Source organism: Psychrobacter sp. 4Bb, from assembly GCF_002836735.1.
Lineage (GTDB): Bacteria > Pseudomonadota > Gammaproteobacteria > Pseudomonadales > Moraxellaceae > Psychrobacter.
Window position 1 is genome coordinate 132,179 of the sequence record NZ_PJAS01000051.1, and the last position, 25,325, is coordinate 157,503.

Annotated in this window: 17 protein-coding genes and 1 tRNA gene; 7 read left to right on the forward strand and 11 right to left on the reverse strand. The window is 42.4% G+C overall.

Annotated elements, in window-relative coordinates:
* Positions 1–55: 55 nt before the first annotated feature.
* The 6 genes from CXF60_RS02730 to pqqA all read right to left on the reverse strand — a co-directional run bounded on the left by CXF60_RS02730 (position 56) and on the right by pqqA (position 4,428).
* A complete protein-coding gene (locus CXF60_RS02730) occupies positions 56–1,111 on the reverse strand; it encodes a dipeptidase (RefSeq protein ID WP_180958072.1) in 1,056 nt (351 codons plus the stop codon).
* Positions 1,112–1,113: 2 nt separating this feature from the next.
* Positions 1,114–2,280 carry a pyrroloquinoline quinone biosynthesis protein PqqE gene (pqqE, locus tag CXF60_RS02735; RefSeq protein ID WP_102090681.1) on the reverse strand — a complete coding sequence of 389 codons (1,167 nt, stop codon included), beginning with the start codon at positions 2,278–2,280 and terminating at the stop codon, positions 1,114–1,116.
* A complete protein-coding gene (gene pqqD, locus CXF60_RS02740; RefSeq protein WP_102090682.1) occupies positions 2,277–2,573 on the reverse strand; it encodes a pyrroloquinoline quinone biosynthesis peptide chaperone PqqD in 297 nt (98 codons plus the stop codon). Before pqqD ends, pqqE begins: the two co-directional genes overlap by 4 nt.
* Entirely contained in the window at positions 2,570–3,328 is a 759-nt protein-coding gene (gene pqqC / locus CXF60_RS02745) for a pyrroloquinoline-quinone synthase PqqC (protein ID WP_102090683.1), read from the reverse strand. Before pqqC ends, pqqD begins: the two co-directional genes overlap by 4 nt.
* 42 nt (positions 3,329–3,370) lie before the next feature.
* The gene (gene pqqB, locus CXF60_RS02750) at positions 3,371–4,282 is read right to left on the reverse strand and encodes a pyrroloquinoline quinone biosynthesis protein PqqB (RefSeq protein WP_102090684.1); all 912 of its coding nucleotides are present in this window, start codon (positions 4,280–4,282) and stop codon (positions 3,371–3,373) included.
* 71 nt (positions 4,283–4,353) lie between these two features.
* Positions 4,354–4,428 (reverse strand): pyrroloquinoline quinone precursor peptide PqqA, encoded by a 75-nt coding sequence (gene pqqA / locus CXF60_RS02755; protein ID WP_082894360.1) that lies wholly within the window; start codon positions 4,426–4,428, stop codon positions 4,354–4,356.
* A gap of 364 nt (positions 4,429–4,792) precedes the next feature.
* On the opposite strand from pqqA, the gene CXF60_RS02760 reads away from it, so the two are divergent.
* Both CXF60_RS02760 and CXF60_RS02765 read left to right on the forward strand, forming a co-directional pair.
* Complete coding sequence (locus CXF60_RS02760) at positions 4,793–5,044, forward strand: hypothetical protein (protein WP_102090685.1); 252 nt, start codon at positions 4,793–4,795, stop codon at positions 5,042–5,044.
* A gap of 255 nt (positions 5,045–5,299) precedes the next feature.
* On the forward strand, positions 5,300–5,545 hold the full coding sequence (locus CXF60_RS02765) for a hypothetical protein (RefSeq protein ID WP_102090686.1): 246 nt from the start codon (positions 5,300–5,302) through the stop codon (positions 5,543–5,545).
* 165 nt (positions 5,546–5,710) lie between these two features.
* On the opposite strand, the gene CXF60_RS02770 is transcribed toward CXF60_RS02765, so the two are convergent.
* Positions 5,711–6,607, reverse strand: coding sequence for a 3-hydroxyacyl-CoA dehydrogenase (locus tag CXF60_RS02770; RefSeq protein WP_102090687.1), 897 nt, complete (start codon positions 6,605–6,607; stop codon positions 5,711–5,713).
* A gap of 544 nt (positions 6,608–7,151) precedes the next feature.
* On the reverse strand, positions 7,152–8,057 hold the full coding sequence (locus CXF60_RS02775; RefSeq protein WP_102078243.1) for a LysR family transcriptional regulator: 906 nt from the start codon (positions 8,055–8,057) through the stop codon (positions 7,152–7,154).
* Between the two features lie 266 nt (positions 8,058–8,323).
* On the opposite strand from CXF60_RS02775, the gene CXF60_RS02780 reads away from it, so the two are divergent.
* The 3 genes from CXF60_RS02780 (at position 8,324) to CXF60_RS02790 (ending at position 13,812) form a co-directional block, all read left to right on the forward strand.
* Positions 8,324–10,030 carry an L-lactate permease gene (locus tag CXF60_RS02780; RefSeq protein ID WP_102090760.1) on the forward strand — a complete coding sequence of 569 codons (1,707 nt, stop codon included), beginning with the start codon at positions 8,324–8,326 and terminating at the stop codon, positions 10,028–10,030.
* Between the two features lie 33 nt (positions 10,031–10,063).
* Positions 10,064–11,815: a D-lactate dehydrogenase gene (gene dld, locus CXF60_RS02785; protein WP_102090688.1), complete on the forward strand. Its 1,752-nt coding sequence runs from the start codon at positions 10,064–10,066 to the stop codon at positions 11,813–11,815.
* 314 nt (positions 11,816–12,129) lie between these two features.
* Positions 12,130–13,812 (forward strand): NAD-dependent malic enzyme, encoded by a 1,683-nt coding sequence (locus tag CXF60_RS02790; protein WP_101205849.1) that lies wholly within the window; start codon positions 12,130–12,132, stop codon positions 13,810–13,812.
* A 322-nt stretch (positions 13,813–14,134) separates the two neighbouring features.
* On the opposite strand, the gene CXF60_RS02795 is transcribed toward CXF60_RS02790, so the two are convergent.
* From CXF60_RS02795 to CXF60_RS02805, 3 genes are all read right to left on the reverse strand, one after another.
* Positions 14,135–14,210, reverse strand: a tRNA-Arg gene (locus CXF60_RS02795).
* A 73-nt stretch (positions 14,211–14,283) separates the two neighbouring features.
* The gene (locus CXF60_RS02800) at positions 14,284–15,090 is read right to left on the reverse strand and encodes a hypothetical protein (RefSeq protein WP_102090689.1); all 807 of its coding nucleotides are present in this window, start codon (positions 15,088–15,090) and stop codon (positions 14,284–14,286) included.
* A 66-nt stretch (positions 15,091–15,156) separates the two neighbouring features.
* Entirely contained in the window at positions 15,157–15,684 is a 528-nt protein-coding gene (locus CXF60_RS02805) for a hypothetical protein (protein ID WP_102090690.1), read from the reverse strand.
* Between the two features lie 493 nt (positions 15,685–16,177).
* On the opposite strand from CXF60_RS02805, the gene CXF60_RS02810 reads away from it, so the two are divergent.
* Positions 16,178–20,680: an exodeoxyribonuclease V subunit gamma gene (locus CXF60_RS02810; protein ID WP_102090691.1), complete on the forward strand. Its 4,503-nt coding sequence runs from the start codon at positions 16,178–16,180 to the stop codon at positions 20,678–20,680.
* Between the two features lie 76 nt (positions 20,681–20,756).
* Positions 20,757–25,298: a UvrD-helicase domain-containing protein gene (locus tag CXF60_RS02815; RefSeq protein WP_102090692.1), complete on the forward strand. Its 4,542-nt coding sequence runs from the start codon at positions 20,757–20,759 to the stop codon at positions 25,296–25,298.
* Positions 25,299–25,325 lie beyond the last annotated feature (27 nt).

A 25,325-nucleotide genomic window follows, 5' to 3' on the forward strand; every position in this document is an offset into this window, starting at 1 on the left:
ATCAGATGAGCAAAACAGCAGTCCCTATACGGTGATTGCTTTATGACTCTTTTAACTATTGCCATATCTTATCAAGCACCGTAAACCAGTTTTTTGACGTCACCTTTTCAATCAGTTGATTTGAGAAGTTACGTTGTTGCATCCGCTCAATCAACATGGAGATTTGACTGATATCAGATAGCTTATCAGGTAGTAGGCAACCATCAAAATCAGAGCCAAAACCAACATGATCTTCGCCTAGATGGTCAATTAAATAATCAAGATGATCGACAATCACATCAAGCGAAGTTTGCGTATTACGTTGCCCATCTGCACGAAGAAATGCCACATCGAAATTCACCCCAACCATACCGTCGCTTTGTTTAATAGCAGCCAGCTGCTGATCGGTTAAGTTCCGTGCTTGCTGACAGAGAGCATGTGCGTTTGAATGTGTCGCAACAATAGGCTGGCAGGCAATCTCTAGCGTATCCCAAAAAGCGCGTTCATTCATATGCGACACGTCGATCAGCATCTGCTTGTCATGACAGGCCAAAACAAGCGCTTTACCTTGAGTTGTGAGCCCAGTTCCCGTATCTGGAGAGTGTGGAAAAGACGCATTTAAGCCATCACCGAAGAGGCTCTTTCTATTCCATAGTGGGCCAATGCTTCTGAGTCCGGCATCATAAAACACATCTAGCAGTTCAGGCTGTATGGCTAAAAACTCAGCACCTTCCAAATGCAAAACGATGGCCAGTTGCTGATTTTGCTGACAGGCTTTGATTTGTTCTAGCGAGGTGCAAATCTGGATCTGACCGTTTGATCGTGCCTCTAGTTGCTGTGCAAGTGCTAACTGCGCACAGCAGATATCGACGATTTCTTGCGGTGTAAAATCTGAATGTGATGGGTTGGCTAATTTGTCAGGATGATTATTTTTCACATAAGCGTAGGGCGGTAAAAAAATAGAAAATAATCCGCCCATCCAATTCGCTTCTTTGCAGCGTTGTAAGTCCAAATGTCCCGGTAACGTGCCATGAATAAAATCATGCACAGGATCGACAGCTGAACTTAGCCAAAGTCGAGTCAACAGATCATTATGTCCATCAAATATCACAGGCTTAGTATCAGTATCCATATTCAATCCGTTACCATACGAGTAGGAATCAATTTGTCTTTATTCAGCTGCTTGTTACTCAGTGTTTTAGAATTCTTTGGATTACGAAAGCGCAACTCTTTAAAAGGTACAGGCGTCTCGCTGTTGATACGCGCCTCCTCGATCAGGTAGTGATAAGGCGATTTGCCACAGACAGGATCAGCATTTTTGGCGTCCCCAGTCAGCATAAACGCTTGGCAACGGCAGCCGCCATAATCGCGCTCTTTGTCTGGGCAGCTTTGGCACATATCGGGCATCCAGTCATCACCGCGAAACTGATTGAAACTGGCAGATTTATACCAAATATCTGACAGTGGTGTATGTCGTACATTGGGGAACTGTATTGGCATTTGTCTGGCAGCATGGCAAGGTAGGGCTGTACCGTCTGGTGCGACTGTTAAGAAAATCTTGCCCCAACCATCCATACAAGGTTTCGGATGTTCTTCGTAATAGTCAGGCACCACGAAAATAAGTTTGCATTTGATACCACGTTCTTCAATCTGCTTGCGGTATTCATTGGTAATGCGTTCGGCTCGGACCACTTGCGCTTTGGTTGGTAGCAAACCCTCTATATTCTCAAATGCCCAACCGTAAAACTGACAAATAGCCAGCTCGACCGTGTCGGCTTCCAGCTCTAAGCAGAGGTCAATAATCTGGTCAATCTGATCGATGTTTTGCCGATGAATCACAAAGTTAAGTACCATCGGATAGTCGTATTGCTTAACCAGACGTGACATCTCGTACTTTTGCTCAAAGGCATGTTTTGAACCTGCCAAGGCATTGTTGACCGTAGGATCACTGGCTTGAAAGCTAATCTGAATATGCTGAAGACCTGCTTCTTTTAAACGTGCAATCCGAGCCTCAGTAAGCCCCATACCTGACGTGATTAAGTTGGTATAAAAACCTTGGTTATGCGCATAAGCGACCAACTCTTCTAGGTCTTGACGAACCAATGGCTCACCGCCAGAAAAACCAAGCTGCACTGCGCCCATTTGCCGCGCCTGATCAAACACATCAAACCATTCTTGGGTCGTTAGCTCCTGCTTATACTGAGCATAATCGATAGGGTTTGAGCAATAAGGGCATTGTAAAGGGCAGCGATAGGTCAGCTCAGCAAGTAGCCATAACGGTAGCCCGACTGGCGCAGTCATATTAAATCAATCCAATGTTCACGCTGGGCGACCAGCATATATTCAATGATGTCTTGCTCGATTTCGGGAATATCGCCAAACATAGCTTGTACCTTTTGGATAATATCGGCGATGGTTGCTTGACCATCAATGTGTTGCCCGATGATGCTGGCACTCTCATTTAGTTTGATCATGCCTTCAGGGTAGAGTAAGACATAGGCATCTTGCGCTGGTTCAAACTGAAAACGATAACCGTGACGCCATACCGGTACGATGGATTGATCCAGCTCAGGTAAACTAGCAGGTATACTCATTTGAACAATCCTTTATGCCAGACATTGTCAGTGGTAACGCTTTGATAAGGGGCTTGATTATGCACATAGGCCAAGCTCAAGGCATCCAAAATCGTCCATAAGATATCGAGCTTAAACTGTAGGATCTCAAGCATACGCTCTTGTTGCTCAGCCGTTTTGAACGAGTCAAGCGTGATGGTCAAACCATGCTCAACATCGCGGCGCGCTTGGCTCAAGCGTGAGCGGAAATAGGTATAGCCTTGCTCTTTTATCCAAGGGTAATGCTTGGGCCACGACTCTAAACGTGACTGGTGAATTTGCGGGGCAAACAGCTCGGTCAGTGAGCTACTGGCGGCTTCTCGCCATGAGGTACGACGCGCAAAGTTCACATAAGCATCGACGGCAAAACGCACACCCGGTAGCACTAGATCTTCAGAAATCACCTGCTCACGCGTCAAACCAACTGCCTCTGCCAGACCTAACCATGCTTCACGACCGCCGCCGTCAGGATAGACGCCATCTTGATCAATCATGCGCTGAATCCATTCTTGACGCACGCGCTGATCAGGACAGTTTGCCATAATGGCCGCGTCTTTCAATGGAATGTTGATCTGATAATAAAATCGATTGGCAACCCACGCTTGGATTTGCTGCTGGCTGGCTTTGCCTTCATGCATCATGATATGAAAAGGATGGTGGATATGATAATACTGACCTTTTGCCATAATCGCTTGTTCAAACGCTTCTGGACTGAGTGCTGTGTTTTCTTCTTGCATTGTTCTCACCTTACGATTGCTATCATTGCCTTACCGTTTGTCTTACAGCTCAATCTGCATACCATCAAATGCTACTTCAACACCATGTTGTTTTAATGTCGCGGCTTGTTCAGACTGTTCATTTAATATCGGATTGGTGTTATTGATATGGATCAGCACCTTACGAGCGTTATCTAACTGATCTAGATAATGCAGCGAGCCATCTTCACCACTAATATGTAAATGCCCCATGTCTTGGCCGGTCTTCGTACCGACACCGCACTCTTGCATTTCATTGTCCGTCCATAACGTACCGTCAATCATCACGCAATCAGAGCTTTTCATAATCTGCATCACTTGATCATCAATCTTACCGAGACCTGGCGCATAAAAGAGTTGTTTTTGTGTTTTTAAGTCTTTTACAATCAGCGCAATATTATCGCCATCATGCGGATCATTACGATGCGGGGAGTAGGGCGGTGCTGAGCTTCTAATCACTAAAGGCGTCAATTCTAAATTGTCAAATCCTTCAATCTTAAACGTCTTTTCTGGATCAATTTGATTATATTGCAAGCCGCCATTCCAGTGCTTTAACATATTAAAGAGAGGAAATCCTGTCGTTAGATCTTGATAGACCATGTCAGTACACCAAACAGGAATTGGACAACCTTCACGCAGGGTCAACAGCCCCGTCGTATGGTCAAGTTGACTGTCCATCAAGACCACATTGGTGATGCCGGTATCTCTCAATTGACGTGCTGGCTGTGCTGCCTTGAACTCAAATAATTGTTGGCGGATATCAGGGGATGCGTTGAATAAGATCCAATCCACACCATTTTCTGATATGGCTATCGAAGATTGGGTACGGGTTTTTGCCTGAATCGTGCCTTGACGGACACCGTGGCAATTATCGCAGTTACAGTTCCACTGCGGGAAACCGCCACCAGCAGCTGAGCCTAAAACGTGAATATACATAAATCAATATTTCCAAAAAAATAAAAGCCCTAATCATCTAGGGCTTTTAATGGATTGAGTGCTAATGAGTTTTAGCGTGCTTCGAAGTACATAGTCACTTCGAAACCGATACGAATGTCTTGAAAAGCTGGTTTGGTCCATTGCATGGGATTACTCCGGAACGATCTTACTATTTAAGAAGTAAGATTAATAAAGTGAATGAGTGATAAAGGGTAGTATAAGCTGCCCCCCGCTGTCAATTTCTTAGATGTTAGTAAAGCGTTAACGAGCATCGATTAAGCAGTCTTTTATAGCATAAATGAAAGCCTATTTATCATACCGAAAAGACAGTATATCGAGCATAAGATTAAAAATATCTTTGAATAGTTTGAGTATAAATTCTAACTATAAAAAATCTGCTCGAGGGAAGTCAGGTGTATTTCGAGAACTTATGAGTTATACAGATATATTGCAAAAACCGAATTTATCTATAAAGTAATAGATTAACTTGATAGATATTGGAGCCTGAAGATGATTGCTGAATTACAAGGCAGTGAGTTAACCAAAGCAATCTTGGAAAATGTCAGCGACTATGTATGGTGTGCTGTCAGCAACGTTAGCGATGATTATGCTGTAGTAACCATAGATAATGGTTACTACGAATTATTGGTTCCTATTGTAGCCTTTAATAACGATCAGTTCGTTTGTGATAAAGGTGAGCTATGGGAATATGCTGTCTCAGTAAAGAGAGTGGCGCTTACTCATGATGATGTAGGGCTATAACTCATTATCAATATAATGACTGTTACGTTCTACATACAGATTAGTTTTACAGCCTATGTACTAAAATCTACCATCTATCTACAACTTCTTGTTCTAGCTGACAATACATCTGTACTATCTATTTATAAGCTCATCTGTCTAACCATCAATATTTTGCAACGATAGATAAAACAGGTTCGAAGATGCTCAAGTGATTGCTGTTACAAAACCGCTTGTTTAGCTTACTAATCATTGTCATTGAATAGGAGTAACAACATGGATACGGTAATTGTTGGAAGCGAACTAACTCGTTCAATGCTTGAGGACGGTCATAAAAATATATGGTGTGCTGTAAGTGATGAGAGTGATGAGAATGCTCTAGAAGATCAGGTAGGTAATGACTTCACATCTCGCATTGTGGCTTTTGAAGATGGCCAGTTCTATTGTACGGGCGGTATGCCTTGGAAATATGCAGTGCCAATTGAGATCATTGCATTGACGCGATATGACTTTTCTTTTTAGTGAACAAACATAACGTAGATAGGTTTGGATAGTTATCGCCGAAAGTAAACCCTAATATTAAGATATTTAGTTAGATAAAATGCGCGACTGACAAGGCCATTCAAGCGATGCAATATATAGCTTGAATGGCCTTTTGTGTTTTAGAGCCAGTTTGAAAGCTATTTATTATTTTAAAAAATCAGGTTGCATAAAGGCAGGGTTTGGATAAGTATAAAATCCTTCACCAGTCGCAAATCCTAGTTTGTTTTGATCGATTAATTGCTCTTTTAAATATTGAGCAGCCTTGAACCTCGCAGGGTTTTGAGTTTTTTCAGCAGATAGTTTTGTGATGTTGTATGCAGTGTTGATACCGATAGTGTCCAATATGGCAAAGGGACCCGACGGCGCGCCAGTTACTATCATCCACGTTTTATCTATCGTATGTGGATCGGCGACCTCTTTTGCAACCAATTGCAAAGCTGCATCTATAAAAGGCGCCAACAAACTGTTCATGATATAGCCCGGTTGCTCCTTATCCAGCGGCATTGCCACCATACCGATGGCAGTAGCAAAAGCAACAACCTTATCAAATACTTTAGGATCTGTGCCAGGATGCCCCATGATTTCGGCGACATTATGCATCCAAATCTTATTGGCAAAGTGTAGCGCTAAAAACTGCGCAGGTCGTCCCGTTGATTCTGCAAACTGGCTAGGAAGTAAGGTAGAGGTATTGGTCGCAAAGATGGTTTTCTCTGGCGCTAGTTTGGCAAGTTTTTCATAAAATTCGATTTTAATCTCAGGAATCTCGGGAATGGCTTCAATCATTAGGTCAGCATCTTTGACCGCTTCTGCTAAGTCTGAGGTGTAGCTAAGGTTATCAAAAGCCTTATCCAACTGCTCTTGAGTTGCCCTCAAATCCTTTCGAAAAGCCTTGCACATCAATTGAAATTTTGATTTTGCTTTTTCTAAAACCTCATCATTGATGTCATAGACACTGACATTAAAACCATGAAATGCGGCCTGAAAAGCAATTTGATAGCCTAGGATGCCGCTTCCCGCGACAGTTACATTTTTATACGTCATTGTATTTATTTCCTAATAGTAGTGGATATAAGTTGCTAGATAAATGTCTAGAACTTATAGACCTATTATTAGATGGTTTTATCTTATTATTCAACCTTCATTTTTATAAAAACATTGAAGAGAACCTAAAAATCTCGCTATGCAGGTATCAGATAAGTTTATACTACTTGACTTATTATATTATTAAATAATTCAACATCTTAATAATAATATTACTAATTTTACACCTAATGATTTTATGATAATTGAAGGCTAATTTCATATCAGAACGACATTTTTAATGACTGTTGATGTCAAAATATTGTCGACGAGGTTGTAAAGCAGGACGTAAGCAGTGGTGTAGGATGAAAATCGCATTTAACGCATTTAATATGTAAGGCAGGCTATTATCCCTACCATTATTCTTACGTATAAATCCGTTGCCACATTCGAAGGTTTACACCTGTATCACGCACCATCTTCCAACTGTGCTTATGTGCGTAAGGATTGCATTATCGAAGAATGCAGCTAGAGTGGACAAGCCTATTGACCTGTCTAAAGGTTATTAGCAGTAGTAAGCCTGTTTTTGATGTAATGATTCTCGCAGATGCGCTACAAGCAGTTTCAATTTTTGGTCCGGTTGCCGTGCTTTGGGGTAAACCGCATACATACCCATTTTCTTTCTTGTAAAGCGTTGCAAAATCTGGGTGAGCATATTTTGCTGCATTTCTTCATAAACAAGTGCTTGTGGTAAAAAGGCGATACCTAGGTCGCTGAGAGTCGCTTGTTTAATCGCATTAAGATGATTGCTATGAAACCGCCCCTGTACAGGAAGTAATTGCTCTGTACCATCTATATATAGCGGCCATATACCATTCGCCGTATGATCAAACTTATAGACCAAACACTCATGACTCCGTAATTGTTCAGGGGTTTGAGGTGTACCGTGTCGCTCTAAATAGTCTGGTGTCGCACATATGACCCACTGGCTATCTATAAGACGTCTTGCAATGAGTGATGAGTCTTCAAGCTCTGCTGTCCTTATCGCCAGATCAAACCCTTCTTCTATCAAATCAACCAATCGATTGGTAATCTGTAAATCTACTGATATTTCTGGGTGTTGTTTACAGAATTCGGCAATGGATTCGCTCAATATTAGATTTGCAGAGACCGCTGGCATGGTTATACGTATGTTGCCTTTCATGTCCTCACCATAGCCTGTTACGGCATTTTCAGCTTCCTGAAAGGCAAATTTAGCGATTTTAGCTTTGTCATAAAGCGTCCTTCCTGCATCGGTTAAGCTTAACTTTCTGGTTGTCCTATACAGTAGCTGTGCATTTAAGCTCTCTTCTAATCTTACAATACGTTTGCTTACCACTGAATTCGTTAATGACAGCTTTTCAGCGACCCGAGAAAATGACCCTTCATCAACCACTTGGACGAATAAAACCATATCGTCAGCTTTGCCCATACTTGTTCCCCAATTGGTGTAATACGTTTTGGATTATAGCAAAAAAAGAAAATAACATTATCCTTTGATGCAATATATCAATGTATCGACAAGGCGTAGAATATTTTAGGGAATTTTGAGCATTTGTTTATTTAACCATTCTATTAATCATGTCACTGACAGAGATTGTCTTCGGCTTCGTCTGACCGACAGCGTGAAGTTATAAAAACAAATGCTTAAATGAAGTTGTTCAAGGAAGATTACACGATAAAAAAAGGATTATGATTTTGAGTCAAACAATATATGGACTGTTGGCATTACTGCCAATCGTTCTCTGTGGTATTTTTTTGATAGGGTTGCAATGGTCAGCCAAAAGAACCATGCCAATCGTTCTGGCTGTTACTGCCGCGCTTGCCCTCTTTGTATGGGATATGACGCTTAATCGCGTGTCTTCATCTATTATTCAGGGAATGGTCATTACGGTTTCAGTATTGTGGATCGTATTTGGGGCTATTTTTTTACTGAATACGTTGAAGCATACTGGTGCCATTGCTGTTATCCGTGCTGGGTTTACCAATGTATCGCCAGATAGGCGGGTGCAAGCCATTATTATTGCTTGGTGCTTTGGTTGCTTTCTTGAAGGAGCTGCTGGCTTTGGTACAGCGGCTGCTATTGCCGCGCCTTTACTGGTCGCGATAGGGTTTCCAGCGCTGGGTGCTGTGTTGATGGGAATGATGATACAAAGTACGCCTGTATCGTTTGGGGCAGTCGGTACGCCTATCGTTATTGGAGTAAACAAGGGGTTAGATACAGTAGCCATTAGCGCCCAACTGGCACAACAAGGACTAGAGTGGGGCGATTTTTTACAACTGATCACCAGCCAAGTAGCCATTATGCACGGTGTTATTGGTACATTTATGCCACTTTTTATGGTGATGATGCTCACACGTTTCTTTGGGAAAAATAAAAGCTGGAGAGAAGGCTTCGCTATTTGGCCATTTGCTATTTTTGCGGGTTTGGCATTCACAGTCCCTTATACCCTAACAGGTATTTTTTTAGGGCCTGAGTTTCCGTCACTGGTCGGTGGTTTGGTCAGTATTGCTATCGTTGTTAATGCTGCAAAACGTGGCTTTTTAGTACCAAAAACCACATGGGATTTTGAACCGAAAAAAAGCTGGCCAAATGAGTGGCTTGGTAAGTTAGTGGTCAGTAAGGAAGACTTGACACCGAGTTCAAATGGTAAAAAGATGTCCGTGGTTATGGCATGGTTTCCTTATTTATTGGTTGCCCTTTTATTGGTGTGTTCTAGAGTATTAACAGGCTTTCAGTCTTTGCTGAACAGCGCGACAGTAGACCTAACCTCGATTTTAAGTGAGGCAGATATCAGTGCCAGTTTTAGTCCTTTATACTTACCAGGCGGCTTGTTATTAATCAGCGCCTTGGTTGCTGCGGCCTTTCAAACGAACAAACCTGTCAATGCACTAAACAATGCCTTTAAAGAATCAGGTAAAACTGTACTAGGGGCCGGATTTGTCCTTATTTTTACGATTCCAATGGTTAGAATTTTTATTAATTCAGGCGTAAACTTATCAGATGTGGCGAGTATGCCTGTCGCCAGTGCAGAGTTGTTTGCGGGTACTTTTGGTAGTGTTTTCCCCTTAATCAGTGCAACCATTGGTGCGTTAGGTGCCTTTATCGCGGGCTCTAATACCGTATCCAACATGATGTTCAGTCAATTCCAATACGAAGCCGCCATGAGCTTACATATTTCACCTTCTCTAATCATCGCGGCTCAAGCAGTTGGTGCGGCTGCTGGTAATATGATTGCAGTACATAATGTGGTGGCTGCATCAGCAACGGTGGGCCTACTCGGTATGGAGGGCGCCACACTTAGGCGTACTATTTTACCTACCATCTATTATGTGTTGTTCTGCGGAATAATCGTTATGGCTACCATTTACATTTTCGGTTTTCAAGGTCCTTTAGCACCATAAAGCACATGTAACCTCCAAGATAAAGAGATTGATATGCATTCATCAAACCTTTTCTCATCAAATATGCCTTCTCAAGACATCATTAGCCCTGATCAAGTGTTAGACAAGCTGACGAACGTATTAGGAGCTAGCAATGTACAAGCAGATCCAGAAAAAAACGAACACTATAGAATGGGGTGGCGCTCTGGTGGTGGCAGCGCTTTGGCTGTTTTGTTTCCGCAAACACTGCTCGAGATTTGGCGTAGCTTAGAGATATGTGTGGCAGGCGACTGCATTATTATCATGCAAGCAGCAAAAACAGGGCTGACTGAAGGCTCAACCCCGAGCGGTAATGACTACGATAGACCAGTGGTTGTGATTAACACCCTTGCAATGAATCAGTTGTATTTGGTGAATGATAACGAGCAAGTGATTAGCTTACCTGGCGCCACGTTGCATCAGTTGCAAAGTCAGCTTAAAGCCGTAAATAGAGCACCTCACTCGGTCATCGGTTCATCGACGTTAGGTGCGTCAATTATTGGCGGTGTCTCTAATAATTCAGGTGGGGCACTGGTGAAAAGAGGTCCTGCTTATACCGAGCTGGCATTGTTTGCCCAAATAGACAAGCACGGTCAGCTAGTGCTGGTTAATCACCTAGATGTAGAGTTAGGCGACACTCCAGAAGAAATACTCACTAATCTGCAAACAGGTAATTTTGATAAAAGAGCATTACCTGATACTGGTAAGATGGCATCTGATAAAGAATATATCGCCAGAGTAAAAGATGTTGATGCAAGTACGCCAAGTCGTTTTAATGCGGATAAGCGAAGACTGTATGAAGCCAGTGGCTGCGCTGGTAAACTTGCCGTGTTTGCAGTGCGTCTTGATACCTATCCAACGGCTGCAAAAGAGAAAACATTTTATATAGGCACCAACAGTGTGAGTGAGCTTGCACAGCTCAGAAGGCAGATATTATCAAGCTTTGATAATATCCCTGAAGTGGGTGAGTACATGCATCGTGATATATTTGATGTATCCGCTAAATACGGAAAAGACACGTTCCTGAGTATTAAGCATCTCGGTACCAACGCCTTACCTAGATTGTTTTCTATCAAAGGCGCTATGGACGCAAAGTTCCATAAATGGTCATGGATGCCAAAGCACTTTACTGACAAAGTTATGCAGTTCGTCGCCAATATATTTCCAAAGCATTTACCGAAGCGAATGCTAGAGTATCGCGACCAATATGAGCATCATCTCATCTTAAAAATGAGTGATGACGGCATAGCAGAAGCACAGGATTTTCTGAAGGTGTTTTTCGACGCTTCAAATACGGGTAACTATTTTGAATGTAGTCAAGAAGAATCAGAAAGCGCCTTTTTACATCGCTTTGCCGCTGCAGGTGCTGCATTACGTTATGAAGTCATACATGAAAAAGAAGTCGGCGATATATTGGCATTGGATATTGCCATACCACGTAACGAATTAGAATGGCTCGAAACGCTACCTGAAGACATTGAACAACACTTAGAGAAGAAACTCTATTATGGACACTTCTTTTGTTATGTATTTCATCAAGACTATATTCTGAAGAAGGGTAGTGATGCACATCTTGTTAAAAAAATGATGCTAGAGCTACTGAGCGCACGCGGAGCCAAATATCCTGCTGAGCATAATGTCGGACACCTATACGAAGCGGAACCTGATTTGCAGAACTTTTATAAAAGTCTAGACCCAACCAATACCTTTAATCCGGGTATTGGTAAAATGTCGAAAACCAAACGCAATTGCTCGTGCTGTTTATAACTGAATTCTATAACTGATATTTAAAACTGGCATTGGGCTGATTGTTTATCAGTAGCTAAGCTAAGTAGCAAAGTAGTTCAGTGTTTGTCTATTATAAATGTTCAATACACCCTCAGAAGCACTGCCGATTGGTAGTGCTTTTTGATTATTTCTAGGTAAATGTATCAGCAGCCTCGAGTTCAGAAGCACATTTATTCAAAATGATTTTGTTATCTATTGTTAAATACCAGTCGATGCTATGTATAATGCAGCACTAGCATAGCTTTCACTCAGTATGGCTTTCACTCATATGCCTTTAATAAGAAGATTACATTATGTCAAACAAGCGTCCTTTATATATTCCTGTTGCTGGACCCGCTCTTTTAGAGACACCTTTATTGAATAAAGGTAGTGCTTTTTCATCAGAAGAACGTAGTAGCTTTAATTTAACGGGGCTATTACCTCATAATATTGAAACGATTGAGGAGCAATCATTACGTGCTTATCATCAACTAAGCTCATTCACTGATGCGATGGATAAGCATATTTACTTGCGTAACATCCAAGATACCAATGAAACCTTATTTCATCATCTAATTGAGCAGCATATCGAAGAAGTCATGCCGCTCATTTATACCCCAACCGTTGGTCAGGCGTGTGAAAAGTTCTCGCAAATCTATCGTCGTAAACGGGGTTTGTTTATCTCATATCCTGAGCGTCACAAAATCGACGATATGCTACAAAATGCCACCAAACAAAACGTCAAAGTGATCGTTGTTACTGACGGTGAACGTATCTTGGGCCTAGGGGATCAGGGTATTGGTGGTATGGGTATTCCAATCGGTAAGTTGTCTTTATACACGGCTTGTGGTGGTATTAGCCCAGCCTACTGTCTACCTATTTTGCTGGATGTCGGCACCAATAACCAACAGTTGCTTGATGATCCTATGTATATGGGCTGGAGAAATCCGCGCATCTCTGGCGATGAATATAATGAATTTGTGGACTTATTTATTCAGGCCGTTAAGCGCCGTTGGCCAGAAGTGTTATTACAGTTTGAAGATTTTGCTCAGGAAAACGCTACCCCGTTATTGAATAAATATCGTGATCAGCTATGCTGCTTTAATGATGATATTCAAGGGACTGCTGCGGTATCGGTTGGTACTCTGATTGCAGCGTGTCTAAATAAAGGTCAAAAACTTAGCCAACAGAATATCGCATTTTTAGGCGCAGGATCTGCAGGTTGCGGTATTGCTGAGCATATTATTCGCCAAATGCAACGTGAAGGATTGACTGAAGAGCAAGCTCGTAGTCAAGTATTCATGGTTGATCGTTATGGCCTGCTAACAGATGGCATGACAGAACTGCAAAAATTCCAAGAACCATTAGTACAAAAGGAATCAGCTATTGCCAGCTGGGATAAAAGTAAGAAACTCGGCTTAGCGCAAGTGGTTAAACAAGCAAAAATCACCGTATTATTTGGTGTTAGCGGACAAAAAGGTCTGTTCACCCAAGAAGTGATCGAGTCGCTATGTGCTAATACTGAGCACCCAATTGTACTACCACTTTCAAATCCAACGTCTCGTGTGGAGGCAACACCGCAAGAAGTCATGAATTGGAGTAAAGGTAAGGCCATTGTTGCGACGGGTAGTCCGTTTCCTCATACCACTTATAACGGTCAGTCTTTTGAGGTTTCTCAGTGTAATAACAGCTATATTTTCCCTGGTATTGGCCTGGGTGTTTTAGCAGCACGTGCGACAGGTATCAGCGATAATATGCTAACGGCAGCAAGCCAAGCCCTTGCAGATATATCAATGGAATACGAAAAAGCACCTGGTGCCATACTACCGCCAATTAAAGTTATCAGAGAGATCAGTGAAAAGATAGCGTATGCAGTGGCATTACAAGCGGCTCAAGATAAGCTAGCACTACCTATCACATCGGAGAATTTACAACGCCGATTAAAAGCGAACTTTTGGTTACCTGAATATCGTAACTATCGCCGTACTTCTTTCTAAGTTAGAGATTAGATAGTTAGCTATTATCGATATTGCAAACACCATAAAAAATCACCTTAACTTGAAAAGTTAGGGTGATTTTTTTATCTATGCATTAATATAAAACTATAGGGTCTGTATGGTCGCGTAGCTTGTTTCAGTAATGTGTAAGTTAATGATTTTGACGGTATCTTATTTGTCGATATTGGTCGATACCGTCAAAAGTAGCCAAGATATAATTTTATTATTCCTTACTAACCTTGCCTATTAACCCTTAAATATAAAAAACCCCTTGTAGCACAAGGCTTACAAGGGGTTTTTTATTACTTCTAATATTATTGGATGGTGCGCCCACCAAGACTCGAACTCGGATCGATCGCTTAGGAGGCAACTGCTCTATCCTGTTGAGCTATAGGCGCATTATGGAGTGACATTGTAGAAAAAAGCAGTCATAAAAGCAATCAACAAAAGACAAATAGAGACAATTTATCTTTACTCACCATTGCTAAGCGCGTCAGTGACATCTACAGCATGATCACCTGATGCATTTTTTGCCTGTGAGGTTGGTTTAAATAAGTCATTTACACTGTTCTTATAACCACTAATGTTCTCATAATCATATTTTTTTAGTATATCTTGACCTGTGCTCGATAGTAAAAAATTACGGAAGTTAATAGCAGTTGTATCGTCTGTCAGGATGACACCTTCAAGCGCCTGTTCATCTTTTAGCGCATAGTTAAAGGGGTTTAGAGTGTGTATCTTTTTATCTTTATCATGCGTACTATTATCACTATTTTTATCAGATGCATCATTTATACCAACATCCTCAGTACTTTTCTGACTTTGACCATTTCTATCTTGTGCCTGTTGCAATTCTGACTGTAGGAGTGATACCCGTTCTGTAGATAGGCTATCGTCATTAGTAATAATCATATCTGTATCAAAAACGAAGTCAGAGAGTTTGTCTTTGGTAGAACCATTACTTGGTACTGTAAGAAGGTCGTGAGAGGGGACATAGCTCGCTAGCACTTGCACGTGCGGATAACGAGATTCAAAGCTCACAATGATATCGTCCAAAGGTATCTGTAACTTCTCCTCTGCTCGAATGTATAACACAATGTCAGCAATCTCTCTTGATTCATCACCTTTCGTACTAGGGTCTGCTTCACTTTCACTTGCCATGATTGGCAATGGGTCTGTGTTTTTTTGATTACTGGTCCACAACCAAATGAAGACCGCGATAAAGATTGTGAGCAGTAGCAAGATTAGCCCAGCCAGCAGTAGTTTGTAGTCTTTCATATATTACTGCTCTTTTATTATTAGTTGATTCATAGCAACGTTTATATACAGGGTGGTATCTAGTTTTCAAAGCTTTTGTTCTAGTACTTCATCGGTTAATTCAGCCAACATGTCTGCAAAGATATCCGTGTCTGCAGAAGGGGTAGATACTTGTTCTTCATTAACCTCACCATTTTCATCAGTATGGCCATTGGTTTGGCAATCTGTTAGAGGATCAGATTGGTCGTTTAATACCTTGGCAGCAGGTGTAGTAGTTTGATGCGCTGCTAACGGCGATTCACCGGTTAATAGTCTGTCTTTTAACCATCTAAACCCATGTGCCTCCCACCATGCTTCAAAACGTGGCAACGTGCTACTACGTACCGCTACAGGTAGATCTAGCGTTCTCAATTTCTGCGCAAGGATAGGGTCGCTGATAGCTTGATGGATGCTCAAATAAAGTGAGCTACTATCATCGGTATAGGGTCGTCTGTTTTTCCATGATCTCTCATCGATTTTCATACGTGGCAGTTGCCACAACTCACCGCGATAATACACGACGTATAAGCGTTGTTTTGGATGGACAAAAATAGCATCAATGGGACGCAATGGCATAATATTAAGTAATCCCGTCAATAGAAAGTGTTATTTAGATACAGGTTGTAAAGGCCAATTTAAAAACCGCAATGAGATTATTTCATTGTAAATATGAATGATAGTATAAAACGACACTAAATGTCGCAAGCTTATTATAATATCGGCATTTACACTAGTAAACGATAACCATCAATGGCACACTGATAGCAAATTTGGCAAGTCAACGTTATCAATGGATATGTAGAATTTGCTACTATGATTGTTTTTGTTTCTGGCCCTCATGCTAGCAGAAATGCATCATAGTAACGACCATCAAACATGGATTGATGAGTATCGATTTTTGTTTTGTCTAGACGTTTTATGGCGTTTTTGACATTGGATACAGACATCTCATCTTATCTTTATTATGCGTAGTACTATTATCACTATTTTTATCAGCTGCATCATTTATAAGTGAAGCCTTTTTTATTAATCCTAATATCTAACCCTTATTTCAATCAGATTATTGTCTATGTTCACTATTATTCAGTCGCACCGTACCGAAAACCTCGTTGATCAATTGCTTGTACAGTACCAGTCCAAGGGTCAGCCTGTTTTTGAGCCTTTTATTGTCATTGTACCGTCAATGGTATTGGGTGATTGGTTGGATAAAACTATTGCTAGCCGTGCTGGTATTAGTACCTTGGTGCGTACTAAATTTTGGGGCCAGTATCAATGGACGCTGATGCAAGATGTATTGACCCGCCATAATGCATACTTACTGGCGCAAAACCCTGAAGCGACAACTCTAAACGTGCCGGAAGTGGCGGTGTTGTCACCGACAGTAATGCAGTGGCGATTGTTTGGTTATTTGACTTATTATCAGGAGTCGATTGTTGCAGATGAAAAGCATCCAGTTCATCCATTGTTAGCGTCTTTGATTGATGACCCACAGGCAAGCGCTCAACAAGACAGCTTACAACAGGATAAGGCGCAACAAGATGCTCGCATTTGGCAGCTGGCAAGCGATTTGGCTAGGGTGTTTAACCGCTATTTGACTCACCGTGAGGATTGGTTGGCATTATGGTCGCAAAACAAGCCGTTGAACGTAAGTGAGTTGATAGCGGATAAAGACGCCTTATCCCTGCGCTTTGATAAGTATGCGCGCGGCACGCCTGAGTGGTTGGTCGACCATTATGTTGAGTTAGAAATTTCCCAACGTTTCTTGTGGTCGCATTTATTTGCTGATGTTCATCTACACCGTGTGGCACTGGAGCGTGCGTTCTGGTCAGCTTTAAAAGGTAACAAGGCGAATGAGCGCGATCAGTTGCCCAAAGTACTGCGTATATTTACCATTCAGCAATTGCCACAGACCGAGCTCGACTTTCTACAGCGCTTGTCGCAATACATGAATATCACGCTATTGCATTACAATCCATCAAAGCTGTTTTGGGCGGATATCGTTGATAAATCATGGTTACAGCGTCAGCAGATTATTAATCCTGAAAGTGTGTTCTTGCGTGATTATGGTCACAGTTTGCTATCGCGTTTGGGCAAGCAGTCGCGCGATGCGTTTGCGATGCTTGCCAATTTATCAGGTAATGAGCAATACGACGATGCGCTGGTAGAGTGGCAAGATAACTTTGATAATGGTGTAGATGATGCGCTCGTTCATGACATGTATGAAAGTGTCGTCCCTGCTGAAGACGCTGTCAGTACTCAAGATGCGCAAGGTAACCTGAGCTTATTAAAACGTTTGCAAAATGATGTGTTGATGCTTGATGAGCAATCGACCCAGCAAGCAACGGCCGCTACAGTCTCACAAGCGGTAAGCAAGCAACTAGAGTCAAGCTTTGATGGAGATAAGCCAGCAACGGCTTGGTATGAAGATGAAGCGTTAGAGAATAAGCGCTTTGAGAAAGACCGTTTTTGGGCAATATCTTCCCAAGATAATAGCCTAAGCATTCATTCGTGTCATAGTTTGCAGCGTCAGCTTGAAGTGTTGCGTATTATGATCGGCCGTTGGTTGAATGAACCTATCAAACTTGGTGAAAAGAAACGCCATATCTCGGACATTGTTGTACTGCTACCTGATGTTGAACGTCATCACGCATTGATTGGGTCTATCTTCGTCAATGGTAAGGGTCAAGACGGTTTGACTTTGCCTGCTAAAGTGACTGGTGTTGTTGATGCCGATATTCGCCAGTTATGGGAAGCCATTATCGGTTTTTACAAACTATTGGGTAGCCATAGTGCCCGTTTTGAAGCAGCTGAAGTCTTAGACTGGCTCATGTTACCGCCTTTATTTGAAAGCTTTGGACTGACTCATGAGCAGATGAGCCGTGGCTGTGACTTGTTGGTAGAGGCGGGCTTTATTCGCGGTTTTGACGAGCTTCATCTTAAGCAAACTTTAGACAGTAATGATTACGACTATCGCTTTAGCTTTGCACAAGCACTAGACAGATTAACTTTAGGTCTGGTCATGCCAGAAGCTGAGTTGAGCGACTGCTTATATGCTCTAAATGACGATGAATGGCCAAGCACTGCGTTACCAGAAATGACCTTGCCGTTACCACAAGTGAGCCTAAATGATGCGCTGATTGTTGAAGCGCTTTGCCGTATTTATACTGGCTTGGTTGCACGACGTGATGATCATACACAAAAAATGAAAGCGGAAGATTGGCTCGATCAGATTGAGACACAAGTTATCCATCGCTACTTTGGCGATGTGGATCAAACACGTACCATGCGCGCCATTTACAACGCGATGAATGGCTTTAAATCAAGTCTGCGAGCCAATCGTCACTATAGGCAGTACGCTAGTGGTGATGTCGACAACAGAGAAGTGGAGCAAAGGCTGGCAGGTGTGGAGCAATTGCCGCTCAAGCTGAGCTTTATGCTAGACAGTATCGAAAACGAGCTTGAGAGTCAGCAGGTCAGTGCGGAGCCGACGGGTGTGATTACCTTTGGTCGATTCGGTGCACTAAGAAACGTGCCTTTTGAGCTGGTGGTGATGCTCAATATGGATCTCTCTGAGTTTCCTGGGCGTGATCGTGACAACCGCTATGATTTGATGAAAGCGACCAATGCACGCCGCGGTGACAGAGTTAGTGAAGATGATGACAACGGTGCATTTTTAGATGCACTACTGTGCGCGCGTAGTGCATGCTGGATGTTCTACAATGGCCAAAGCTTGACGGACACTCATGAGCATCTGCCAGCCAACCCAGTGAGCGAGCTATTGCAGTTTTTGCAAGGCGAGGTGCAATGGCAGGTGAACTCGCTTGAGACATTACCCGAGAATATTGATCCGACTACCGAGAGTCTCAAGCGCTATTTGCCTAAATTGATTAAGCAGTGGTTGGTGACTGAGCATCCTGCACTCCCTTTCCATGAGAGTCTGTTTGAGACAGAAATCGAAGGCACTGATGTTTTTGAGCAAGTGTCTCCTGATATTGATGACAATGCTAATGCCAATGCCAACGTTAATATCAATGCTCAGGTTACCAGCCCTTTCGATATGATTGATGAGCTGGATACTTTATTAAATACAGCCATGCGCAAAACCAAACTGGCTCAGAAAAAACAGTTTCCGCCTGCGCCGCTTTGGCAAGCGGTGTTTGACACATTAAAAGGTCGAGTATCTAGTGAGCATAAAGAGTTGGTGGGCTTACCTACGAAGGCGCAGTATGAGTCAATCGCTCAGGTGTTGGGTCAAGGCTTAGGCCAGCTAGGGCAAGTAGACAATCAAACCTTGTCTGCATTGGTCGAACTATTGGCGCTAGATATAGCTGTTGATGCTAGCGACGTCAGTGGTATGACAGAGGCATTATCTGATAGCATATTTAATGTTAGTGAGATAGATATTGAAGGGGCATTGGCTTACCAAGTACGCCATCCTGCCAAAGCGTTCTTACGGTCTCAAAAGGTGCATGTGGTACAAGGTGAAGAAGCACTGTCGCATCAAGAGCCGCTATTTCTAAACAGTTTAACTACCTATCAAATCAAAGATCATTTGATTAAGCAATTGGTCGCCGATGAGACTAAGGCCAATGGCGGTGATACAACTGCTGAAACCACTACGCCAATCCTGATGTATCAAAAAATCATGCCCGCTGGAGTCGCTCGCCAAACTACATTACCCAAACAACAAAAGAAGCTACAACAGCAATGTTTAGAGTTTAAAGAGCAGTTAATGGCTAATGGCTTTGACGAAAGCAGTATTCTCAACGAGAGTACGGCAGATATCAGCAGTGTATTACAGCTACTGACCCCAACCGCCGAATATCCTGTTCAGATAGAGCTAAAAAATATACTGAATAACACTGATAATAATTCAAAAGACCAGACAGATATAGAGGGTATAGAAACACTGCTTAAGCTGTTGCCGAAAATCATTAAGATCAAAGGCTCAGTACCAATATTAGCCCCCATATCAATTATTCAGGCGGGCGTGCCTTATGCTAAGCAATCACCCAAGCAGTGGTTAAACATATTGCCCAATTCTGCCAGCCCTAGGCATTTACTCAAGTTTTGGTTGTCACATTTGTATTGGCAAGTGGCTAGACGTACCACTGCCGAGCAAGTAGTATTAAATGATGGCGTGAGTATTTGGCGCTTTAATAAGCCCAGCTCACAAGTCAAAAAGTATGACAAGGTCATCACATTTAAACTGAGCCCGATTGTGTATGAAGATGCTGTGATTGAGCTGATAAAATGGGCTGTTTTTGGTAAGTTAACGGGTCAAGTGCCCATTACGTTATTACCAGAATATGCACTTAACTACCTTGATAAGTATCTAGAGCATGAAGAAGGTGACAGCAACCGCTACTGGCCAAAACGAGCCGACTTCTCAGACTGGTTAAGACCTAACTACAACTCAGACACGGTATACGATACTTGCTCGCAGCATACTATTTGGCAGTACGTACTACGAGACCAAGATGCATTCAAAGCGCTATCGGCAGCGTTGACTACATTAGCCCAACCATTATACGCGCCGATGTTTGATGCGTTAACTAACTTAGATAGTTAGCCAGTTATTTAGAACAGCCTCTAATTAGTTTTTGCTATTTTGTTTTGATAAATAATAATTAAAAGTATGCGCCCATATGACAGACCTTAGCGATCCAACCAGTACCATTGACTTGTCTACACAACCGAATTTATTTGATAAATATTCAGATGAACTGACTTTATCTGCTGTGCCTGAGCGTAAAAATGATGTCATACCGGCAGTTGAGGTTGATCTAACGGGCAAACACCTAATTGAAGCCTCAGCGGGCACGGGCAAAACTTGGACGTTGACCGGTATCGTGCTGCGCCTACTAATCGAAGCGCGACGTGCACCAGAGCAAATCATTGCCACGACTTTTACACGAGCCGCCGCTGCTGAAATGCGTCAACGTATTCATGATCGTTTGGTAGATTTTTATCAATTATTACAATGGGTTAATAGCCTAAGTGCTGATACTGGCAATAAAGAGAGTCTCTATCCCAACATGTTGCAAGTCATGCCTGAGGGTAATAAAGACGCACAAGCAGGCAGTAATTCAGACGTAGACGCAAACGTTGAAACAGATATTGACGATTTAAATCAAGACCTTGCTGCTGATAAGCAAGCGGCGGCAGAGAAACGTAAACAAGCAAAAAAAGACCGCGAAGATTGGTTGGTTAATCAGGCCAAATATGTGCGCTTAGATAGCATCATGCAAGATCCTATTAACTTGCATCTCGTCGGCTATTTGCTAGATCACGTGTACAGTTACCCCATGGCGGAAGCTATTAGGCGTACGGCACTGGTACTAACCACATTGGATAAGCTGTTTGTAGGCACGCTCGATAGCTTGGCGCAAAAATGGCTGACGGAGTACAGTAGCGAAACTGGTCACCAGCAGGGTATGGGGATTATTGAAGACAGCAGTATTGAACAGGTGACTGACAGTATTATCCATGATGAGCTGCGTCAGTTTCAGAGCCGCTTATACTATGAGCAGCCTAAACTTTACGCGCTGATGGATCAGCAGGGTAAGCTGACTGCAGTTGGCGATCATAAGAAATATGTGACTCGCTCGCTTAATTTTATCTCTGCGCCGATTGATGAGATAAGGATTGAGAAAGGCTTTGATTTTGATGCATACGAAAAACTAATTAATGAGTTTTCTCAGTTAGATTTAGTAGATATCCAGCCTTATTTAAATCCTGATTATAGAAAGTCTCAAGGATTCCGTGGTGGTTCTAATTTAACCAAACAGTTTGATGCCATTATCGAGGTGCATCAAAAGATATCGCAGTATCAGCTGACATTTAATAGCTATTTAAATGAAAGCGAGAATAAGATTCTGACATCATTGCAGGATTCTAGATATCCCGATGAAGATGGCAAAATTAAGAACTTTAATAAGAATAAAGAAAAAGAGCATCAGACACTTTTTGAGTTAGAGACCATTAGTAAGTTAATGGCGATCTTAGACATGCTTGATAGTTTAAATCAGCATATTTTGTTGGTATTGGCCAATCTTAACCGTCATATTGTGCTGGCTGTGCGTAATAGACTGCCAGTTATTTTAGAAGAGCGCGGCGAGACGACCTTTAGTTTGCAGATGGTACGCTTAAACCAAGCATTAACTGGTCGTCAAGGAGATAAGCTGGCGCGTTATATTCGTCATCACTATCCTGTGGCGCTGATTGACGAGTCGCAAGATATCAATGGCGAGCAAGCCATTATGATTGAAAGCATTTACTTGCCAAAGAATAAGCGTAAACAGTCGGACAATGACAAGCAGTCAACCACTAAAAAAGCCAATCATGAGTTTCTGCTATTGGTTGGCGATCCCAAACAGGCTATTTATGGGTTTCGTGGTGGCGATGTGGCCAACTATAATTATATGAAAGCCCAGTTTGACAAGAGTACGCTTTGGACACTTGATATCAATCGCCGTTCTAATGCGGGTGTGATTAACGCATTGAACTGCTGGTTTGGTATGGCTGATGCCACAACTGCTGAGAATAAGCTGTCGCAGCTAGGTACTGGCATTCATTACCAACATATCAAAGCGGCAAAACCGGAATATGAGCTGTCTTGGTTTAATGCGTTAGATAGGCTGGATGATGTGCTAGTGACAGAAGTGCTTTCTGCTCAGCCAGTGAGCCTATTGCACCTGCCTTATGACAAGGACAAAGAATTTGATTATGATGAGCATGAAATAACAGCTCGCCATATAGCCACTTTGCTCAGTAGTGGTCAGACGCTAAAAGGTAAGCCGATACAGCCCAGTGATATTGGGGTGCTGGCACGTGCCAAAAAAGATCTGAAAAGGGTCGAAGACGAGCTGGTAAAACTGAATGTGCCGACTTTGACCACCAGTGACGTCAGCATCTTTGAGACTATTATGGCAGAAGATGTGGCAGCATTGCTGAGTGCCATGCTATACCCGTATCGTCATGACATGATTAATCGGGTATTGACCAGTCATCTATATGGACTGAGTATCAAAAACATCAAAGCCATGATGACGGATCATGAGTCAGGCATTACCGAAGGTAGCAGTGCACCAAGCGCCCATTCACAAAATTCTAATTCGAAAGTCTTCTCAGCGAATGAAGCTACTAATACTAAAAAAAGCTATCAAGACTTTATTACTTATCTAAAAGAAGGGGCACAGCGTTGGCAGCACTTTGGCATATTATCAGCGCTACATTATTTATTAGATAAAAGCCCTGTGCAGCCGCAAGGTGTTTGGCAAGCCTTAGCTGCGCATCCAGAAGGTGACCGTCATATCATGGACTTGCGTCATGTAATGGACATTTTGGCGCAGTATGGCTTAGGCATGGGTGAGTATGAGTTGCTGGCGTGGTTCAGACAGCAGATAGATACAGCACCCAACAGTGATTGGGCTAAGCAATATCCGCTACCGACAGAGTCTGGTGTGCAATTGATGACCATTCATAAGTCAAAAGGGCTTGAGTTCCCTATTGTCTATGTATTGGGAATGGGTGATGCCAGTAGGAAGTCTGGGAATAAGGAAGACTATGGGCTGTATCTATATAACGTGCAACAAGCGCCTTCAGCGCTAGTGTGGCAGTCGATAGAAGTACAGCAGCCGATAGACAGTCAATCGACGGGAAATCAGCGCCGCTTCTCACCATTGCAAGGCTCTGCTACTGTCGAGGATTATTATACTGATATCGAAACACAAGAAGGTTTTGATGAGATAAGACGGCTTGGCTATGTGGCATTTACTCGAGCCAGTGAGCAGCTTTATGTTGTGCTGCGAGATCCGAGTAACAAGACAGGGTTTGAGCTAAAGCCAGTGTTTTATTGGTTTGAATCGCCAGAAGCAAAGTTTGAGCTACCAGATAGACTCAAAGGCATTGTAGGCATGCTCAGAGGTCATAAAGTTAATGAGTTTTATGACAATAATTACGCAAACAACAATGCTAACTCAGCAGGCGTAAATGACAGTGCTCAGCTAGCCGCAACCAAACCAAGTGCTCATAAGCCTACAACAGAGGCTATTAAGTACGCGCCATTTTCTGAGGTGATGAAAACCAATTATTTTTATGGTTGGGCTAAGACTAGCTTTACCGCCTTAGCGCGTCAGCTAGATGAATCTACACAAGCAATGGCGATAGTGGATGAGCGTATTGATGATGCGATAGACATTGATATGACGGAGTCTTCAGTTTCAGACCTCTCTTTACTTAATAACGGTGAGTCTCTCGAACAAGACGGTGAACTAAGCCTCAAGGTAGAAGATGATATCCGCTTTACCTTTGTAAAAGGTGCCAATGCCGGTACGTTTTTGCATGAGATATTTGAACAAATAGATTTCACTAATAAAGCCCAGTGGCCTCAGGTTATTGATAGAGCGATTAGTAGCTATCAGTTGCCGCTGATATATAGCAGTGCGGAACAGCAGAGCCGCAGATCCCAAGGCAAAAAACAAAGAGATAGTGATGGGTTTGATCTTGAGTCAATAGATACAACGAAGCATGAGGCATTAGTTAATTGGATTGAAGAAGTGCTGCATGCGCCACTATTGGCCTCCAATCAACCCTTGATTGCTCTTGATAAAGGTAAGCGATTTGCCGAGTTAGAGTTCAATATGGGGTTGTCAGAGAATTTTAAAGCACAGGATATTAGTAAGCTTTTTCAACGGTATTTACCTGACGAGGCAGATAAACACGTTACTCTAGTGCCACAAAATAAAGCACATCTGTATCGTTATCTGCGTGGTGAGATTGACTTGGTGTATGAGCATGCTGGCAAGTATTATGTGGTCGATTATAAGAGTAACTTTCTAGGAAATAGCCTAAGTGACTACAATGAAGATACCCTCAAGAAAGCAATGTCTAAAGCAGGGTACTGGCTACAAGCAGCAATCTATCAAGTAGCATTACATCGATTTCTTGCCATGAGAATCAGTGATTATACGGGTAACGAAGATAAATATTTAGGCGCTGTAGAGTACGTATTTTTACGCGGTGTGTATGACCCGAATGCTCAGGCAGCTACTATGCCTACATCGCAAGATGTGGTTCAGTCTAATCACGATAACTTGAGCGATAAAAGTTGTTATGGACTGGTTACTTGGGATATTCCCATTGCATTCATTAAAGGTCTAGATGCCTTGTTTGGCCTGCCTGATTAATAAACCTTATATAGCAATTAGATAGAT

What these genes read in the sequence shown, in the direction of transcription:
- CXF60_RS02730 (WP_180958072.1), bottom strand. Translation starts at nt 1,111, where the DNA reads ATGGATACTGATACTAAGCCTGTGATATTTGATGGACATAATGATCTG.
- pqqE (WP_102090681.1), bottom strand. Translation starts at nt 2,280, where the DNA reads ATGACTGCGCCAGTCGGGCTACCGTTATGGCTACTTGCTGAGCTGACC.
- pqqD (WP_102090682.1), bottom strand. Translation starts at nt 2,573, where the DNA reads ATGAGTATACCTGCTAGTTTACCTGAGCTGGATCAATCCATCGTACCG.
- pqqC (WP_102090683.1), bottom strand. Translation starts at nt 3,328, where the DNA reads ATGCAAGAAGAAAACACAGCACTCAGTCCAGAAGCGTTTGAACAAGCG.
- pqqB (WP_102090684.1), bottom strand. Translation starts at nt 4,282, where the DNA reads ATGTATATTCACGTTTTAGGCTCAGCTGCTGGTGGCGGTTTCCCGCAG.
- CXF60_RS02760 (WP_102090685.1), top strand. Translation starts at nt 4,793, where the DNA reads ATGATTGCTGAATTACAAGGCAGTGAGTTAACCAAAGCAATCTTGGAA.
- CXF60_RS02765 (WP_102090686.1), top strand. Translation starts at nt 5,300, where the DNA reads ATGGATACGGTAATTGTTGGAAGCGAACTAACTCGTTCAATGCTTGAG.
- CXF60_RS02770 (WP_102090687.1), bottom strand. Translation starts at nt 6,607, where the DNA reads ATGACGTATAAAAATGTAACTGTCGCGGGAAGCGGCATCCTAGGCTAT.
- CXF60_RS02775 (WP_102078243.1), bottom strand. Translation starts at nt 8,057, where the DNA reads ATGGGCAAAGCTGACGATATGGTTTTATTCGTCCAAGTGGTTGATGAA.
- dld (WP_102090688.1), top strand. Translation starts at nt 10,064, where the DNA reads ATGCATTCATCAAACCTTTTCTCATCAAATATGCCTTCTCAAGACATC.
- CXF60_RS02790 (WP_101205849.1), top strand. Translation starts at nt 12,130, where the DNA reads ATGTCAAACAAGCGTCCTTTATATATTCCTGTTGCTGGACCCGCTCTT.
- CXF60_RS02800 (WP_102090689.1), bottom strand. Translation starts at nt 15,090, where the DNA reads ATGAAAGACTACAAACTACTGCTGGCTGGGCTAATCTTGCTACTGCTC.
- CXF60_RS02805 (WP_102090690.1), bottom strand. Translation starts at nt 15,684, where the DNA reads ATGCCATTGCGTCCCATTGATGCTATTTTTGTCCATCCAAAACAACGC.
- CXF60_RS02810 (WP_102090691.1), top strand. Translation starts at nt 16,178, where the DNA reads ATGTTCACTATTATTCAGTCGCACCGTACCGAAAACCTCGTTGATCAA.
- CXF60_RS02815 (WP_102090692.1), top strand. Translation starts at nt 20,757, where the DNA reads ATGACAGACCTTAGCGATCCAACCAGTACCATTGACTTGTCTACACAA.